The sequence below is a fragment of the Rufibacter hautae genome (genome assembly GCF_008271695.1).
Taxonomy (GTDB): Bacteria; Bacteroidota; Bacteroidia; order Cytophagales; family Hymenobacteraceae; genus Nibribacter; species Nibribacter hautae.
Genome location: NZ_VKKY01000003.1, coordinates 1377258 through 1396213, shown reverse-complemented (window position 1 = coordinate 1396213; position 18956 = coordinate 1377258). Strand labels below are relative to the sequence as shown.

Here is an 18956-nt window from a genome sequence, read left to right as displayed (position 1 = left end):
CGTTTCAGGGCCAATTTCTGCAAAATGGCCCTGAAACGGGTTTACTTGATTAGACTAACCTTGGCTAAAAGACGCCCAGGAATTTTCTTCGCTTGTAGATGTTCTTCAGGTCTTTCTCAAACAAGGTGTAAGGATCCTGGTAGAACTTGAGGAAATTCTGCTCGCTCGCCTGTCCGGGGAACGGAGCGTAGTAGTGGGTGGGGCTGCGGGTATCGTTGCGCCAGACCAGCACATAGGATAACCGCATGGGGTACTTCTTCATGGTGGCCAGCAAGGTATTCGTCCACCAAGTTTTGTTGGGGATGGACTCCAATCCGGTCTCGGTGAAAGCGGCCAGTTTATTTGCTTTGCGGGCGTAGTCAGACAGGATCTTGAGTTTGTAGGCAGCGGTATCTATAGCGTAGCGGTCACGGCCCATGTCTCCGTAGTTGTCCATGCCCACCATGTCCACGTATTTGTCGCCAGGGTACCGCTCCAGGAACTCGGCCTCAGAGTGGAACCTGTTATCAGGGGAGAAGGCATAGATGAAGTTGTGCACGCCCAGGCTGTCGCGGAGGTAAGACACGGTGAACTGCCACACCGAGATGAATTCCTCGCGGCTGGTGTGCGGCTTGCCCCACCAGAACCATCCGCCGTCAAACTCATGGAACGGCCGGAATATAATAGGCACCAGTTTGCCATCGGCGCCTTTGATGCTGTTTGCCCAGTCGCCTATGCCGCGCAGAATCTCCTTGTACTGCTCATGCGCCTCGCCCCCGGGAATGATGTACTTCACGGCCGGTAAAGACAGCGAGTCAACCCAATAGAATCCGCCTTTAGACACAGGGTTGGAGAAATGCCAGGCCGCCGTGGTCACGCCGCCCCGGTTATAGGTATCTATCACGTTCTGCCGCACCTCTTCCTTCGCGGCCTGGATGGCCTCAGGCGAACGCCCCGAGAAACCGCTGAAGTCCACCCCAATGACCGCCGGATGCGATCCTGTCACCGACTTCACATCGGAGCGGTCTTTTCCGTTGAACCAGCCGTGGCCGTACTCCGTGGCGTGCTGGTGCCCGAACAAGGTATGTTTCTTGGCCAATTTGCCCAAATTTTGATAAAGGGCCCGCGTTTCGGGGGTGGCTTGCCGGTCAATGGGCCGGCCGCCCACGCAACCCACCAGGAACAAAACCCCGGCCACTAAAATATTGGTGATTCTATGCATAGGTAAGAATTTGGAATACAATAACCTGCAAGATAGCATGCGGCCACAGCTTATTCAATCTGCCAGTGGATTTTAGCGGCACCCAGTCTTATTGCAATGCAAACCCGCCTTGTGAATATAAAAAGCCCCATTTAGACAAAAATAATAGGTAAGGGTTTTCCTGAGCATAATTGCGCCACAAGCATGCTATAATTCTTATTTTTACATAACTTGCCTCAACAGACGGCGACAATGTCATTTTGGCTTTCATTTATTCACTCCCAAAAAGAGGCATAAGTTACCATGCATATTGACCTACAACCAGAGCTTGTTTACCAGGACGATTACCTGAAGGTGGAAGTGGACGAGCGTGCCAAGTACATCTATGTAGAATGGCTGCAGTCGCCGGGCAACGAGGAGTTCAGAAATTCCTTTAGGGTGGCGGGCATGATTTCCCTGGAGAAAAAGTGCGAGTACTGGCTTAGTGACGCCCGCCCTATCCCGTTCCTGGACTTCGGGGACCAGAACTGGATTCTGAGGGAAATGAAACCCCTGCTGCGCACCTCCAGTCTGAAGAAATACGCCCGTTTGTCTTCCATGGAAAGCATCAACCTACTGGATGTGGACCGTATCTACAGCTCTCTCACCGAAGATGCCAAAGGCGACCTGAAAACCCAGTTTGAGTCTTTCACGAACAAACAGGCTGCGCTTAGCTGGCTCTTCGCGGATTTTGACCAATAGCATTTCCCAAGTGCGCTTTAGTTGAACAATATCCTGAAGTCATTTAGGCAAGCTATTCTTTCTATTCTCTAGCCCACAGGATTATTTTATTGCCTTCATCACCTATGGAGCGGCTGCTCATGTTGTCGGTACCATAATGGAAAACCGCAGGAACGTTACCTGGTGAACCCCACCAAGTCATACTATTCCCTTCAAGTTCAGCCGAGTTGTTATAAAGCCAATTTTGTGAAAACAGGGCTGAAACAACTCCGTTGAGTCTTCGCTACTTCGCCAAACCTGCCTTAGCCATACTGCTGCTTTTAGGTCCTGGGTTAGCCTTCTGCTTTGATGGTTTTTTCCGAAAATCAAATCAAAAACCTTCCCTAAAAAGCCCGCTTTTCACCTCTTGAAACTTCGCCTTCAGAGCATAAAATATTTTACTTTTTCTATGTATTCGGTATTAAACTATTTGTAAGTTTAGAGAAGAAAGACACGTCATTTCTTCTTCCTTATGCAACCCCCAAAAACCGCTTCTGCCTGGTTTAAACCAACCTTTTTCCTAATGTTGGTCCTTCTGTTTCAACTCTTTGGCTGCGGCGTGAAAAGCGATGAGCTGCGGCTGGAGAAAAAGAACTTTGAGGCGGAGATTGCCCAGGAACAGAACCTGGTGTTCACCTTTGACAAGAAGCTGGTCTCAGACTCTCTCCTGAACCAATGGGATACCATCCCCTATCTCACCTTCACGCCCAAGGTGGAAGGCAAATTCAAGTGGACGGCGCCCGATGAACTGGTTTTCTCGCCCGCCAAAGCCTTCGCGCCCAGCACTGATTACGCCGCTGAGCTCAACCCGCAGCTCCTGAAGCACTCCCCCACCAAGTTCAAAATCCCGGCAGGCCAGGAAGTGAAATTCCATACGCCTTACCTCAAGCTGAACACCACCAAAGCGTACTGGACCCAGAACGAAAACAACCCCTCGCAACTGGAGGCCAACCTGCTGTTCGATTTCAACTACCCTATTCCATTCCAGCGCCTTCGGGAGAAACTCAAAGTTTTCCGGGGCTCTACCGAGTTGCCCATTGAACTGGTGAGCAGCAGTCCGGAGAATGTCTCGGTGAAGGTGAAAGGCCTGGACCAAACCGGCGAAAGCCAAATCCCGGTGCGGGTGCAGGTAGACAAAGGCCTTTCCACGCCCGGCAGTTCTTATGCTACGCCGGCACCGGTGCAGCAAACGGTGGTGGTGCCGGGCCGCGGCCAGATGCAGATCATGGAGGTAGTGACGGTGCAGGAAGAAGGCGTAGACAAGATCTTCGTGCTCACCTCCCAGCCCATCGTGAACCCAGACGTGAACACCCTGGTGTCTTTGACGCCCAGAAGAGACTACACAGTGGAGCGGCTGGAGAACGGCTTTGTGCTGAGCGGTAATCTGGCCTCGGAGCAAACGTATAGGCTAGCGGTGTCTGGGGAACTGGCCGGGGTCATGGGCAAACCGCTGGGCAAATCCTATGAACACCCCGTCTCCTTCGCCTCTAACCAGCCTACTGTTTCCTTTGTGAACAGGAAAAGCATTTACCTCAGCAGCCAGGGCGCCCGCAACATCGCCGTGAACCTCACGCAGGTGCCGCGCGTGAAAGTGACCATCAGCAAGGTGTTTGAGAACAACATCCTGCGCTACCTGCAGGATGGCCAAACCTATGACGGCCATTACGACGAGGAAACCGAGGAATACATTGAGAGTTCTTACTATGACGTAAACGAGACGAATGGCAAAACCATTTTTGAGCGCGAGTACGAGACCAGCAGCCTGCGCAAGCAAGGCAAAAACCACCTGCTCAACCTGGGCTTGGAGGACTTGGATTTCGACAGCCATTTCAAGGGCCTCTACGTCATCACCGTGTCTAGCACCGAGAAGAATTGGCTCAAGGATTCCAAGATCATCTCAATATCCGATATCGGGCTCATTGCCAAACAGGGACTGAACGAGGTGCTGGTTTTCACTAATTCCATCCGCTCCGCCGAGGTCCTGCCTGAGGTGGAGGTCCGCTTCATCAGCACCAACAACCAGGTGGTGCACCAGGCCAAGACCGACAAAGACGGCGTGGCCCGGTTCCCAGATATGGGGAAAGCGGCCTCGGGCTTCAAACTGGGCCTGATCACGGCCCGGCAGGGCGATGACTTCAATTACCTGCCGTACAGCCAGACCCAGGTGAACACCTCCCGCTTCGATGTGGGCGGAAAACGCATGGCTGAGCTCAACTACGATGCCTTCATTTACGGCGACCGCGACCTGTACCGCCCCGGTGATACCGTGCACGTGAATACCGTGGTGCGCACGCCTACCTGGAAAACCGTAAGTGGCCTGCCGCTTAAAGTAAAACTGCTGCTGCCCAACGGCAAAGAGTACCGCAGCCAGAAAGGCACCCTGAACCCCGAAGGCGCTTTTGAAACAGCTTTTGTGCTCAGCACCTCGGTGGTGACGGGCACCTACACGCTGGAGGTTTACTCAGGGAACGATGTGCTGCTGAACTCCCGCAAAATCGGGGTAGAGGAATTCATGCCCGACCGCCTGAAGCTCACCACCATCCTGAACAAAACCGATTTCAACGCGGGCGAGAACGTGAGCGTAAACCTCACGGCGCAGAACCTCTTCGGGCCACCAGCAACCGGGCGGAACTATGAAGTGCAGCTCAGCCTCAAGAAGAAAACCTTTGACGCTCCCCGGTACCCGGACTATACTTTTGAGCTGAACAACGCCCGGGACAACAACCTGCAGAACAGCGTGCGCCAGGGCGCGACCGATGCGCAGGGCAAGGGCCAGGAGACGTTTGAACTGAACCATTTTCAGGATGTGGGGCTGCTGGAAGGCTCTTTGTTCACCACCGTTTTTGACGAGACTGGCCGGCCCGTGAACCGCCTGAACAAATTCACGGTGAGCACCCAATACGCCTTCTTCGGGCTCAGAAAATTCGATTCCTACGTGAGTACCCGCCAGCAGATGCAGGTGCCTATCATCGCACTGAATGCGCAGGGCCAACCCATCTCCACCAAAGTGCAGGTGCAACTGGTGCGCTACACCTACGAGACCGTGATGGAGCGTTCCACAGAGAACTACAACTACAAATCGCAGCGCCGCGAAAGCGTGTTGCTGAACACCGTCATGGCCGTGGACAAAGGCGGCACGGCAGTCAGGTTCACCCCTGCCACCTCCGGCGAGTATGAACTGCGCATCATGCGGCCCGGTGCCTACAATTACGTGGCCCAGGAATTCTACGCCTACGGGTGGGGCGACACCCAAAGCACCTCCTTTGAAGTGAACACTGAAGGCGAAGTAGACATCGCGCTGGACAAGGAAAGCTACGAAGTGGGCGATGACGCCAAGATCCTGTTCAAGTCTCCGTTCCCGGGCAAGATCCTGGTGACATTAGAACAGAACAAAGTCCTGAGCTACCATTACCTCAAAACCGATAAAAAGGCGGCTTCCCTGAAACTGCCTATCAAAGATGAACATCTGCCCACGGCCTACATCTCGGCGGTGGCGTTGCGCGAGGTGAAAGACAACCAGATGCCGCTCACTATCGCCCGAGGCTTTAAACCCCTGTCCGTCACCAAAAAACAGACGAAACTAGACGTGGTGGTCACCGCCCCGGAGACTTCCCGCTCGAACCGTTTACAGCCTGTTTCTATCAAAACGGCCCCGAACGCCGAGGTCACGCTGGCGGTGGTAGACGAAGGCATTCTGCAACTCAAAGACTACCAGACCCCAGATCCGCACGCGTTCTTCTACCAGAAACGGGCGCTGGAAGTACAAGCCTTTGACCTGTACCCCTTCCTGTTCCCTGAGCTCAGTGGCTCTCGCTCCAGCGTGGGCGGCGACGGCTATGACTTGGAAAAACGCATCAATCCGCTGACCTCTAAACGCGTAAAATTGGTGTCTCTCTGGAGCGGCCGCCTGAAAACCAACGGCAATGGGGAGGCCACGGTAAAGGTGAAAATCCCGGAGTTCTCCGGGGCGGTGCGCGTGATGGCGGTGGCCTACAAAGAAAACGCTTTCGGCTCTGCCGAGAAAATCATGCGCGTAGCCGATCCTATTGTGATCAGCACGGCCCTGCCTAGGTTCTTAAGCCCGAAGGATACGTTGCTGGTTCCGGTCACTATAAGCAATACCACCGCTAAAACAGCTCCGTTCAGTTCAGCCATTTCCGTGACCGGACCCTTGAAAGTAGTAGGCACCGCCACGGCCTCTTCTACTTCAGGAGCCAACGCCGAGAAGCAGATGCTCTACAAACTGGTGGCCACCCCGGCCATCGGGAACGCTACCGTGAAAGTGACCGTGAAAGCGCTGGGCGAGCAGTTCAGCAACACCACCGAACTCTCCGTCAGGCCAACTGCTACCCTCACGCAGATCACCAGCGCCGGTGCCCTCCGGAACGCCGCTACCGCCCAGATCAAGCCAATTGGTGATTTCATTCCTTCCTCGGCAACCTCTAAACTGGTGGTGAGTTCGTCACCGCTGGCTCAGTTCACCGATGACATCACCTATCTGCTGCAGTATCCGCATGGCTGCCTGGAACAGATCACGTCCACCGCTTTTCCGCTGTTGTATTACGCAGACTTGGCCCGGTCTCTGAACCAAGGGAAGAAAGGCCGCAGCCACAATCCCAATTACCTGGTGCAGGAAGCCATCACCAAGATTGAAGGCATGCAGCAGTATGACGGTGGTTTCACGTACTGGCCCGGCGCCCAGGACACCGACTGGTGGAGCAGCGCCTACGCCCTGCACTTTCTGCTGGAAGCCCGCAAGGCTGGATACCCCGTGAACCAACAAGTGCTGAACCGCGCCCAGACGTACCTTCAGCGCATGGTGAAAGCCAAAGGCACCGAGGAATACCGGTTTTACGATGTTTCAAGAAAACTAAGGCAAAAAGTCATTGCGGCCCATGAAACGGCTTACTCGCTCTACGTGCTCTCACTGGCGGGCAAACCCGATTGGCCTACCATGAACTTCTACAAAGCCAAATCCGAGTTGCTGTCCATAGACGCCCGTTACGTCTTGGCCAGCACCTACGCCATCAACGGGGGTCAGCAGAGTTTCCGGCAGCTTCTGCCCCGCGCCTTCGCGGGAGAAACCTCGGTGCGGGCGCTGGACGGCTCTTTCTATTCCCCGCTCCGCGATATGGCGCTTTCCCTGAACAGCCTGTTGGAAGCCAATCCAGACCATCCGCAGGTGCCCATCTTGGTGCGGCATCTGTCGCAAGAGCTTCGGTCCAGCCGCTGGTACAACACCCAGGAGCGTGCCTTTGCGTTGCTGGCCTTGGGCAAGCAAGCCAAGAGAAGCGGTGGAAACGTATCGGCGCAGGTGTTGCAAAACGGCAAGGTGCTGGGCAGCTATAACGGCAAAGACCTCACGCTTACGAACAAGCTAAGCGCCGCTCCTATCACGCTGCAAAGCAAAGGCCAGGGCACCTTGTACTACTTCTGGGAAGCGGAAGGCATTTCCCAAAGCGGAACAGTTAAACTGGAAGACAATTTCCTGCAGGTGCGCAAAACCTTCTTTGACCGCGAGGGCAAGGAAATCACGGGCCGTACCTTCAAGCAGAATGACCTGGTGGTGGTGCGCCTCATGCTGCAGTCTTTGGACGGCCGAACCATTCCCAATGTAGCCATCACCGATCTGCTGCCCGCTGGTTTCGAGATCGAGAACCCGCGCTTGCTGGCTTCCCGGGAGTTCAACTGGCTTCAGGCCCAACAGCCCGCCACCCCAGATTACCAGGACATCCGCGATGATCGCATTAACCTCTACGCCACCGCCCGACCCAAACCGCAGTACTTCTTCTACCAGGTAAGGGCCGTCTCAAAAGGTGATTTCCAACTCGGCCCCGTTGGCGCCGATGCCATGTACAACGCAGAATACCACTCCTACCACGGCGCCGGTGTTGTGAGGGTGCGGTAGTTTAGAGGCTGATTTTTAAAAATGAGGCTTAAATCGAAGATGATGATTTCAAGCATTCCGTCCCCTTTGAAGGGGCCGGGGGATGACAATGCAGGTTGAAGAACCTAGTACCTTATCCTGAAGCAATAGCGTTTCTCACTTAAGGGAAACCACAAGGGATTGCCCCTACCTTTAGAAATGTAGTAATCAGCACGAGTATTTCATCCCCCTACCCCCTTCAAAGGGGGACGGAGAAGTTGTAAATTAGATCAGCCTATCAAAACCGAAAGATTTAAGGCTCTACATACCATGACGCTTACCAGCAAAGTCCGCAGCTTCCAATTCACCAGCCCTCCTGAAAAAGCAAGGCGTTGGCTACGCTTTGCAAGTGGGGGATTGGTTCTTTTGGTGGGCTTGTTTGTGCTGTTGAATTTAGCATTTCCTTTAAAGGTGCAGGTCTCCTATTCGCCGGTTATCACAGCCTCCGATGGAAGTATCCTGCACTCGTTCCTGAGCAAGGACGATAAGTGGCGGATGCAGCTGGAGCCGGATGAAATAAGCGAAGTGCTCAAGATAGCGGTGCTCCTCAAGGAAGACAAATACTTCAACTTTCATCCCGGCGTAAATCCGGTGGCCATGGGGCGGGCTTTAGTCGGGAATTTGGTGGCGGGGAGAAAGACTTCAGGAGCATCCACGATTACTATGCAGGTGGCGCGGCTGCTGTACCCCAACGAGCGGACCTACTGGCACAAACTCACCGAGGTGTTCCGGGCGTTGCAGTTGGAGGTCCGGTATAGCAAAGACGAGATCCTGCAGTTGTACCTGAACCTGGTGCCGTATGGTGGCAATATTGAAGGGGTGAAAGCGGCCTCGGTGTTGTACTTCCACCAATCGCCTAAGCAGTTGAGTTTGGCGCAGGCCGTGGCCTTGACGGTGATCCCCAACAAACCCTCCTCCCTACGGATCGGCGTGCAGAACGGGAAAATCGTGGGCTTCCGGAATAAGTGGCTGCGGTACTTTGCTAGGGAAAAAGCCTTTCCCCAGAATACCATTGAAGACGCGCTGCTGGAGCCCCTGAATGCCCAACGCCTGGAGGCGCCGCGGCTGGCTCCGCACTTTGCTTACCGCATGTTCCGGCAGCACCAGAACCAGGCCCTCATCAAAACTACCCTGAATCCCGGTGTGCAGGAAAAAGTGGAGCAGTTGGCGTACAATTACCTGCAACAGTTAAAGTACCGCAACATCCACAACGCGGCGGTGCTGGTCATCAACAACAAAACCAACGCCGTGGAAGCCTACCTCGGCTCCGCCGATTTCTCCGATGCCCTGCACGGTGGACAGGTAGACGGTGTGCGGGCCATCCGGTCGCCGGGCAGCACCCTGAAGCCCTTCCTGTACGCCACCGCCTTTGAACGCGGCCTAATCACGCCCAAATCCATGATCTCCGATGTGCCCATTGACTATGCCGGGTACCGCCCCGAGAACTACTTCGGAACGTACAGCGGTAACATCAGCGTGGAGCAAGCCTTGGCAACGTCCTTGAACATCCCGGCGGTGAAACTGCTGGACCAGGTGGGCGTGGGTTCCTTCGTGCAGAAGCTGAAACAGGCCGAGTTCTCGCAGATAAAAAAAGCGGGTGACCATTTAGGCTTGTCGCTCATTCTGGGGGGCTGCGGCGTGAACTTAGAAGAACTTACCGCCTTGTACGCCTCCTTCGCCCGTCAAGGCACCTATGCTCCGGCCCACTGGCTGCAGGCAGATACCACCACGGCAAAGAAACAACTTTTATCACCGGGCGCCGCGTTCATGGTGAACCAGATCCTGACCCAACTTCAGCGCCCTGATCTGCCGCACAATGCTCTGAATAGCGCCCATTTACCTAAAATCGCCTGGAAAACGGGAACCTCTTACGGGCGCAAAGACGCCTGGAGCATCGGCTACAACCAGAAATATACGGTGGGCGTCTGGGTGGGCAATTTCTCCGGGGAAGGCGTGCCGGAACTTAACGGAACCGATACGGCCACCCCGCTCCTGTTTTCCATCTTCAACACCATTGACTACAACAGCAAAGACCAGTGGTTCCTCGGGCCCAAAAGCATAGGCACCCGTAGTGTATGCGTGGAGAGCGGTTTGCCCGGCAACACCTTCTGCCAGGACCTGGTAGTAGACACCTATTTGCCGGGCATTTCAACTGCCCAGAAATGCGCGCACCTGAAACAAGTACCGGTCTCTGTGGACGGCAAATTTGCGTACTGCACCAGTTGCCTGCCCCCCGGTGAGTATACGCAGAAATGGTATCCCAACCACGCGCCGGAGATCCTCACGTATTTTGTGACCCAGCACCTGCCGTACGTGGCCTTGCCGCCGCACAACCCGGCCTGCAGCCGCATCTTCCAGGAATTCGCGCCCATTATCTCCTCGCCTACTGCCGGCATGGAGTACCTGCTGGAGCAGTCCGATCACCAGAAACTCATGCTCCAGTGTAACACGTACAACGAGGTTAAAAAGGTCTATTGGTACATCAACGACAAATTCCTGCAAGCTGCCGCCAGTGACGAGCGCGTATTTTTTGAGCCAGACCAAGCCGGCAAACTCAAAATTTCCTGCTTGGATGACCAGGGAAGGAATACCAACAGCTACGTGACCGTGAAGTTTCTGGAGTAATGAAGTTCTTGGAGTACAACAGACTGCCTGTTTTGGGCTTGTTATCTGGAAAAGGTCCTCAAAACGAAATGGACAATTGGCGTTTGGGTTTCATTGCTTGGCCCTTCTGCCGTCGTAAGTTTTCTGGCCGTTGTTGTTTTCACCAACAAGCTTTATTAGGATGGCCAGCGCAAGGGCAACCACAAGGGATTGCCCCTACTTTTCGCTGCATGGTAATTTAAATTGAAAGCCTCCGGTTACTAATTCCATTTCTATATTGGATGCACATTTCAAGTAGATCAGACAATCTGTTTAGAAGCTATTTTCCGGAAAAAGAGCCCAAAAGGAAAAACAGCTTTTACAATTCGCCACCAGGGCACGACCAGTTGGTTAGCCGGGGTTGGTAACTCCCGTGCAAACTTCTATCTTCCGGTTTCCAACAATCTACCCCGTATGTTTCAAAAGAAGTATTTCGCGTTGGCAGCGTTAGCGGTGTCCTTTTCTCTCCAGAGTTTTGGGCAGGGCAACCCGGCGTGGCCCGCGGTTTTCCAGAAAATCAACACCGAGGTGCAAACCAATTCCAAGGCCTATAGTTCTTTGAAGACCGCTTCGGAAACCATCGGGCACCGCATGACGGGCTCCCCTAACGGCAAGAAAGCCGAGGAATTCGCCTATAACCTGTTCAAGTCCTACGGTTTCACCGATGTGCGCTACCAGCCGTTTGAGGTGGAAAGCTGGAGCCGCGGCTCTTTGACCTTGCAGGTGGGTGCCAATGCAAACCAGTTACAGAACATCAAAGCGGTCTCCTTGGCGCACTCGCCGGTGAAAGCCAACTTCACCGGTCCAGTGGTGGACATGGGCAACGGCCTGGAGGCCGATTACCAGTCCCGGCCTGAGGCGGTGAAAGGCAAGATTGCGCTGGTGTATTTGGGCGTGCTATCCGGCTCACCGGAAGGTACCCGCAGTCTGCACCGCTCCGAGAAAACGGCCTTAGCCACCAAATACGGAGCCACGGGTGTCATCATCATCAACACCGTGGCGGGCGGCACTTTGCTGACCGGAACGGCCTCGGTGACGGGTAAACTGATTCCAATCCCAGCGGTGTGCATCGGTCTGGAAGACGGCCAGAACCTGAAAGCCCAACTGCAGAAAGCCCCTTTGACCGCGAAGATTGACATGACCAACAACTCCGGAAAGATCAAGGCGCGTAACGTCATCGCTACGCTCAAAGGTACTTCGCTGCCCAACGAGAAAGTGGTGGTGGGCGGACACCTGGACAGCTGGGACCTGGCCTCCGGCGCCATCGACAACGGCATCGGTTCCTTCTCGGTCATCGACATGGCCCGCACTTTCCAAAAACTGAAGCTGAAACCCAAGCGCACCATTGAGTTCGTCATGTTCATGGGCGAGGAGGAAGGTTTGCTGGGTTCTGAGGCGTATTTAGAGGAAGCCTTCAAAAACAAGAGCCTCCAACAGCTGGCCTTCATGCTCAACTATGACATGACCAACGACCCCAAAGGCTACAACGCGAGTCAGGAGTCTTGCCGAGAGCTGTTCCAGAGCATCGGGGCCATGGCCGCCAAGATTGACACCACCTTCAAGAATAGCTTCAGTTCCCGGGCCGGGTTGCACTCAGACCACCAGCCGTTCATGCTGCATGGCATTCCAACCGGGGGTTCCTCGGGCGGCAAACTGCCCAAAGGTGCCGGAGACTGCTACCACGCCGATTGCGACTCTTTCCAATTGGTAGATGAGCAAGGGCTGAAAAACACCGTGCGGTTCAGCAGCATGCTCCTCTACGGCATCGCCGATGCCAACACCATTCCGGCCCGGCGCCTGAATGACGAGGAAACCAAAGCCTTCCTACTGCAGAACAACCTCAAGGAGCCCCTCAAGATTGCCGGCGAGTGGCGCTGGAACGACTAGCTTTTACAGAAGAACTTAACTAGTTAGGAATCCCGCTTCGGGCCTGTTTTTCAGAAAACAGACCCGAAGCGGGATTCTTGTTTCAAAGGTTTTCTTGTTTCCATCCTACTTTCCCTTTCCCCACTGTTGGGGCATGATGCCGAATGAAAAGGAATCCCGGGAGTGCCTCTTTGAATAGTATGGTATCTAATCCCTTGGCTTTCTTGCCTTTCTAAAATATACGTTTTTTGGTTAGAAGGCCTTTTCAAGAAGCAACTGCTTGTTATTAAGCGCCTCTTTGCCCTCTTTAAACCGCCTCATACCTCGTTTGAGCGAATAAACAATCTCACTAAGTAGCATTTAATCAACTTTCAATATGATTTACATCATCTAAAAGGAACCATTTTATACAGAAATTTATTTAACATTAAACAACAAGAAAATATGGGAAGATTTATATGCGCAACGGATTTTTCAGGAGCTTCTGAAAATGCAATTCAATATGCAGGTGAGATTGGGCAGCGCATAAACTCTGATATTGTTCTGTTCCATAATATTGATGAAACCAAAGAGCCTGCCCTGGTAGCGGCTTCAGGAGAAAGCATCTGCCCAATTACAAGGGAGAAGGAGCAGAAAAAAGAGGCAAGAACCCAAATGAAGCGGCTGCAGACGTACCTGGAAAACGGGGACGAGGACCTGTCTCTGGGTTATAAATCAAAGATCAGCTCTGGCGACACCTCCCAAACACTTGCTACTCTGGCCCAGGAAGAACATGCCGACTTGGTGGTGCTGGCCTCAGACCCATCGCACGGGTTGCAGGAAATGGTAGACCAATCCTTAACAGCCCGTATCATACAACAGGTGCCTTGCCCGGTGTTGGTGGTTCCAGGCAATGTGACGTTCAAACCCATCCGCCGAATGGTGCTGGCCATAGACTTACACGGTTTCTGCCCCGCCAACATGTCGGAGGTTTTGAAACTGGCCGGTTATTTTGGGGCGCAGTTGCAGTTGCTTTTCGTGTTACCCAAAGAAGAACCCACCGCCCGTCAGTTTGTGGAGGAAGAATTGGAAAGGATCAGCAGACGCCTGCCTTACCACCGGATTAGCCAGCACATCGAGGTGAATTCATCGGTAGAAGAAGGCATAAGTCAGTTCTGTTTTAACCACCGCGCCGATATGCTGGTGGTGGGCGCGCACGCCTCTAACATTTGGAAACACCTCTTGCAGCCAGGGCATCAGCAAACACCCTCTTATTACCCTAACCTACCTTTGCTGGTGGTACACCCTAAAAAGATCAGGTTCTAACCCTATAACACTTTATGAGCATTTAAAAACCTGAATCAAATCCAGAAGCTGCATCTAATCCATAGTAAAACAGAAAGCCGGGCATGTGTCCGGCTTTCTGTTTTACTATGGATTTCCAAAGTTTTTTCAACGCTGCTCCCATTAAAATCTGATTGTGCCTCAATTAGTGAACTAGTCAGGAAACCACAGCGGGGCTCCACTCCTGACTACTGCAGTTGGGGCAGGTTGTCTGCGGCTTCTGAGCTTGCTTTTCAACATAGCCACAGGTGGCGCAGGCAAAGGTATTGGGCTCTGTTTTCTGCTCTTGCCGCAGTTCCTGGTCTATCTCCGGAATTATGGAAAGACCAGGCCGTTCCTCGGGGTACTGCAAAATGGTGAAGGAGCCGTTGGCTTCCATGTAGGTGCGCTGCACCTTGCCCAGGTTGAAGATGTCTTCGTGCCGGAACTGGGCCAAAAGGCGTTCGCGGGTGATGCGGGTGCGCTCCATGACGCCTAGCTGCAGGGCGCCGTCCTTTACCAGAATGTCCATGTCATCCATGACCACCCGTTCAAAATTAGCATCCTGGGTACTGCGCCAGGCAATGAAACGCTCCACTCCTACCACCACTGCGGCAATAATCACAATGGGCAGAACGCCCCGGGAAGGGTCCATGAGCGCCACCCCATTGGCCGCGGCCAGGGAAACCAAGGCTGCCATCTCAGTACGGCTCAACATGGAAGACATCCGTTTGCCCATGGCGCGCATGGCAAACATGAGAATAAAGTAGATAATGGCAATCCTGATCACCACTTCCAGCAGGAAAATCCAGGGCACCTCGCCCAGCACAATTCGCACCCAATCGGTGATTTGTATATCTTCTGGTTTCATGATGTTTTACTTATTTGGCCGCCGAAATCCATTCTTCACAGGAGCAATTGGGGCAAGGTTGGCCCTGTGTTTGATTTGTTTGGGCCAGGGTGCCGCAGCGGGTACAGGCCTGGTACTTCTGGTCTACATCAAGAGAGTCCATCAACTCCTTGTCTTTGGCCGGGAAAATAGGCAGACCGGGCTTAGGGTCTTTCGCTTTCACCACACTAAACAGGCCACAGGCCTCCAGGTACAAGCGCTTCACCTGGCCTAAGTGATGGATATTATGGGTTCTTAGGGCCGCAAACACCTGGTCCTTTGACAAGCGGGACTGCTCCATGGAGCCAATTTCCAGCACTCCCTCCTTCAATACCACGCAAAGCTGACCTTGGGTAATCTTTTCTACTCGGCGATTTCGGAAAGCCCACAGGTTAATGCCCCGCTGGAAAAACAGGGCGCAAATAAAGATCACAATCCCGAGTAAAATTCCGCGGTCTGGCAGCTGCATGGGCGCCGAGGCTATCCCGCCCAGAGTGACCATCACCGCCAGTTCAGAAATGGTGAGCTGCGCGTTCATGCGTTTTCCCATCAAGCGCAGGACGATGAGCAAAGCAAGGTATATCACGATGGTCCGGATAAGGACCTCCAGCATGAATTCCCAAGGCGTATTCCCGATGAGGAGCCGTTGCCAGTCTGGGAAATAGATTTCTTCTTTTTTCATAACCTTTTAAATTACGAGGGGGCAACCGAAAAGAGTTACCCTGATTCTAAAGGGATTAATACGGATGCTGTTTCAAATAAGGAGTGTAACCTCCTACTTTTCAGCCCTTCCTCACCTACCTTCCTGCCCCTGTTTCAGGCCTCCCTTAGGCAAAACATGCCCAAAATGAGCTCAGCTGATCAGGCCTCATCTCACTTTCAAATGGTAGCGGTAAATACCATCCGGCGGAAATGAAAAAATTCAATTAGGGTTTATGGATTCTGGCCCGGCGCTGCATCTTACCTCCAAAGAGTAGAAAAGACCAACACAGGTATGTATTACATTTAGTTATTATCCTTTTATTTATACCCGCTTACTGACCCGCTGCATGTTTCTAAAGCTATTCTCCCGCGCTAAGCCTCCGCAAGACCTGGAACTCATACAGCAGTACCGGGAAAGTGGTGATGTGGAGTTGGTGGGGCAGTTGTTTGAGCGTTACACGGAGATGGTGTACCTGATTTGCCTCAAGTACCTGAAGAACGAGGACGAGAGCAAAGACGCCACCATGCACATCTTTGAGCAGCTGATTCTGGCGCTGCGCAAACATGAGATCGCCAACTTCAAAAGCTGGCTGCACGTGCTCACCAAGAACTACTGCCTCATGTACCTCCGGACCCAGAAAAAACGAGGCGCCGACCTGATTGACGAAAAAACGCTGCCTTTGGTAGAGAAAGCAGCCAGCGTGCACCTGGCAGACGACCAGGACCACGAGCCGGAACTGCAGTTGCTGTCCAAAGCCCTCACCACCCTGGGACCCGAGCAGCGGGCCTGCCTGGAACTCTTCTACCTGGAGAAAAAAAGCTACAAAGAAGTGGCCGAGCTGACCGGCCTGGAGATGGGCAAAGTGAAAAGCCACATCCAGAACGGCAAACGAAACCTTAAAATCTACATGGATAAAAACTATGAGCAGGAATAACCTTCCCGAAGACTGGGACGCCCAGGAACACCCCTCCTTGGAGGTGCTGCGGCAATACCAAGCCGGGGAACTATCCGCTCCCCAAAGCCACCAGTTGGAACGGCACCTGCTATCCTGCGAGATGTGTTCTGACCTGGTGGAAGGCATGTCCATTTCACAGCCTTACCGCGTGAAATCGGCGGTGCGGGAAACCCGTGGCCGCCTGAAAAACCTGTTGGCCCAGAAGAAACGCCAACGCAAGGTTTTCCAATGGCCCGCCTGGCAAACGGCGGCCGTGCTGTTAATACTGCTCTTCGCCATCGGGGAAGTGGTGTACCACCAGTACTTCGCCAATCACAACCATTTCAAAACCCAGTCGGCAGAGACAAAGACCAACTGGAGACTAACCGGCTACATAGAAGACCATGAGGGCAAGGCTGTGTCAGGAGCCACCATCCAAGTGGTGGGAACGGTGACCAAAACCAATACAGACGGTGCGGGCGAGTTTGTGCTGGATGTACAAACCGAGAGAGTTACTATCCTTGTTTCGCACCCAAACTTTACAGCCAAAGAAGTGGCCGTCAACTCCTCTAATCACCGGGTAGACGTTATCCTGAGAAAGGCCGAGTAAGCGTTTATCAATCACAAAATGGAAAACTACCTTTCTCATGCTTGGCAGCAACTTGCTTCCCGCTACACTTCAGATCAGGCCTTGATCACAGGGTTATGGAAAGAGCTGGAAAAAGCGTACGCGGGGAAGTCAAGACACTACCACAACCTTCTGCACATTGAGACCATGCTACGGTTCGCTGAGGAGCACCAATCGGCCCTCGGCTCCCCGCATCTGGTGAGGTTTGCCATCTTCTACCACGATGCCGTGTACCGTTCCACCCGGTCAGACAACGAGGAAAAAAGTGCCCAACTGGCTTTTGCCCGGCTTCAGGAACTAGGCCTTTCTCTGGCTGAGGCTGATATCGTGGTAGAGATGATCTTAGCCACCAAAACACATGAGTCCCACGGTAACCCTGATGTTGACTATTTGCTGGATTTTGACTTAGCTATTTTAGGTGCTTCCTGGGACGCTTACCTGCAGTACAGCCAACAAATCAGGAAAGAATACAGCCTCTACCCAGATTTCCTGTATAACAAGGGTCGCCAAAAAGTGCTTCGGCATTTCCTTGACAAAGATAGTATCTTTCAAACAGCTCCCTTTAAAGCGAATTTGGAAGGGCAAGCCCGCCATAACCTGGAGAAAGAGTTACAGTTGCTGAGTACTTAAGGTTAACCTTTGCACTAAATTATGGCAGGCGTTTTGGGCCTGCTTTTTCAGAATCAGGCTTAAAACCATCGTTTCTTTTCACTTTCTTCCTGAAAGAAAAATTCTTCTTCCATTTTACCGCCGAAGCCTCCTACATTTAAGCAGCGGTATTCACAGGCCGTTAAGATGCACTATGGCAGAAGAAACTACAAAAACCATCCGGTGGGGCATTATTGGCTGCGGCGATGTCACCGAGGTGAAAAGCGGACCGGGCTTCCAGAAAGTACCCAACTCCAAACTAGTAGCGGTAATGCGGCGCAACGGCGAGAAAGCCCAGGACTATGCCCGTAGACACGGAGTGCCCAAATGGTATGACGATGCCCAGGCCTTGATCCAGGACCCCGAGGTAGATGCCGTTTACATCGCTACGCCACCCGGTTCCCATAAAGAGTACACGCTGCAGGTTGCCGCAGCAGGCAAGCCCGTGTACGTGGAGAAACCCATGGCCATAAACTACGCGCAATGCCAAGAGATGGTAGCCGCCTGCCAGAAAGCCAACGTTCCTTTGTATGTGGCCTATTACCGCCGTAGGTTGCCCTCGTTTCTCAAGGTGAAAGAACTCGTGGAGGGCGGCGCCATCGGTGAGGTGAAGTTCGTCAACATCCGGCTCTTCCATCCGGTGCAGGATAACCTGGATCAGCACAACCTGCCTTGGCGCGTGCAGCCCGAGCTCTCCGGTGGTGGTCTTTTCTTTGACTTGGCGTCGCACCAGTTAGACTACCTGGACTACCTCCTTGGGCCTATCACCGCCGCCTCAGGGCAAACCGCGAACCAGGCCGGTCTCTACCCCGCCGAGGATATTGTGACCGGGCAATTTCGGTTCCAGAATGGGGTGCTGGGCACCGGCATCTGGTGCTTTACCGTGGCACCTGGTCAGTTCAAAGACGAGATCGAGCTCATCGGGAGCAAAGGCCGTATTACGTTTCCGTCCTTCGCTTTGGAGCCCATTCAACTGCAAACCGAGAAGGGAAAGGAGGAATTCTTTCTTCCGCCGCCGCCGCACGTGCAGCAACCCTTCATCCAGACCATTGTGGAAGAACTCAACGGCCAGGGACAATGCCCCAGCACCGGCGAGTCAGCGGCGCGTACCGCCTGGGTCATGGACCAGATCGTGGGCCGGTAATCCGTCATTGTTTTAGAAAAGCCTGTTTCTCCGGGTCTCTGTTTCGGGGCTTTTTTCATGAAAACCGCCCTAAACCAGAGACCCGGAATTTTTTAGCGTGCAAATAGGTTAGCCCGCTAAGTCACTGCCCTACTAATGCGCAAAGAACCTTGGGAGAAAGCTAATGATAACCTCTATTTTCAGTGACAGCAAGGCTTTCTTTTTTCCGAAAATGGAAACGACTGCCACTTTTCTTCCTTTAGCATTCTAAATCTTTAATTTTTAAGAATAAATGTTTCAGAATATTTCAATGTTTCACAATTATTGATATCTTGCGCAATCGATTGCACATTCT

The 18956-nt window shown here is 53.1% G+C and carries 12 protein-coding genes; 9 read left to right on the top strand and 3 right to left on the bottom strand.

Annotated elements, in window-relative coordinates; translation table 11 throughout:
• Positions 1-64: 64 nt before the first annotated feature.
• Positions 65-1201, bottom strand: a complete 1137-nt coding sequence (locus tag FOA19_RS22085) for a glycoside hydrolase family 26 protein (RefSeq protein WP_149093004.1) — start codon at positions 1199-1201, stop codon at positions 65-67.
• Between the two features lie 282 nt (positions 1202-1483).
• Between FOA19_RS22085 and FOA19_RS22080 the strand changes: the two genes are divergently transcribed.
• The 5 genes from FOA19_RS22080 to FOA19_RS22060 all read left to right on the top strand — a co-directional run bounded on the left by FOA19_RS22080 (position 1484) and on the right by FOA19_RS22060 (position 13679).
• Positions 1484-1921 (top strand): hypothetical protein, encoded by a 438-nt coding sequence (locus FOA19_RS22080; protein ID WP_149093003.1) that lies wholly within the window; start codon positions 1484-1486, stop codon positions 1919-1921.
• A 541-nt stretch (positions 1922-2462) separates the two neighbouring features.
• Positions 2463-7847, top strand: coding sequence for an alpha-2-macroglobulin family protein (locus tag FOA19_RS22075; RefSeq protein WP_190300512.1), 5385 nt, complete (start codon positions 2463-2465; stop codon positions 7845-7847).
• Positions 7848-8135: 288 nt separating this feature from the next.
• Entirely contained in the window at positions 8136-10490 is a 2355-nt protein-coding gene (gene pbpC, locus FOA19_RS22070; RefSeq protein WP_149093001.1) for a penicillin-binding protein 1C, read from the top strand.
• 432 nt (positions 10491-10922) lie between these two features.
• Entirely contained in the window at positions 10923-12395 is a 1473-nt protein-coding gene (locus FOA19_RS22065) for a M28 family peptidase (protein ID WP_149093000.1), read from the top strand.
• 423 nt (positions 12396-12818) lie between these two features.
• Complete coding sequence (locus FOA19_RS22060) at positions 12819-13679, top strand: universal stress protein (protein WP_149092999.1); 861 nt, start codon at positions 12819-12821, stop codon at positions 13677-13679.
• Positions 13680-13854: 175 nt separating this feature from the next.
• Here the strand turns inward: FOA19_RS22060 and FOA19_RS22055 are convergent, their stop codons facing one another.
• A complete protein-coding gene (locus FOA19_RS22055; protein WP_149092998.1) occupies positions 13855-14547 on the bottom strand; it encodes a DUF421 domain-containing protein in 693 nt (230 codons plus the stop codon).
• Positions 14548-14557: 10 nt separating this feature from the next.
• Positions 14558-15247, bottom strand: coding sequence for a DUF421 domain-containing protein (locus FOA19_RS22050; RefSeq protein ID WP_149092997.1), 690 nt, complete (start codon positions 15245-15247; stop codon positions 14558-14560).
• Positions 15248-15614: 367 nt separating this feature from the next.
• Between FOA19_RS22050 and FOA19_RS22045 the strand changes: the two genes are divergently transcribed.
• From FOA19_RS22045 to FOA19_RS22030, 4 genes are all read left to right on the top strand, one after another.
• A complete protein-coding gene (locus FOA19_RS22045) occupies positions 15615-16202 on the top strand; it encodes an RNA polymerase sigma factor (protein WP_149092996.1) in 588 nt (195 codons plus the stop codon).
• Positions 16189-16812 carry a carboxypeptidase-like regulatory domain-containing protein gene (locus FOA19_RS22040; RefSeq protein WP_149092995.1) on the top strand — a complete coding sequence of 208 codons (624 nt, stop codon included), beginning with the start codon at positions 16189-16191 and terminating at the stop codon, positions 16810-16812. Before FOA19_RS22045 ends, FOA19_RS22040 begins: the two co-directional genes overlap by 14 nt.
• Positions 16813-16830: 18 nt before the next feature.
• Positions 16831-17460 carry an HD domain-containing protein gene (locus FOA19_RS22035; protein ID WP_149092994.1) on the top strand — a complete coding sequence of 210 codons (630 nt, stop codon included), beginning with the start codon at positions 16831-16833 and terminating at the stop codon, positions 17458-17460.
• A gap of 172 nt (positions 17461-17632) precedes the next feature.
• Positions 17633-18622, top strand: a complete 990-nt coding sequence (locus FOA19_RS22030; protein ID WP_149092993.1) for a Gfo/Idh/MocA family protein — start codon at positions 17633-17635, stop codon at positions 18620-18622.
• The last annotated feature ends 334 nt before the right edge of the window (positions 18623-18956 follow it).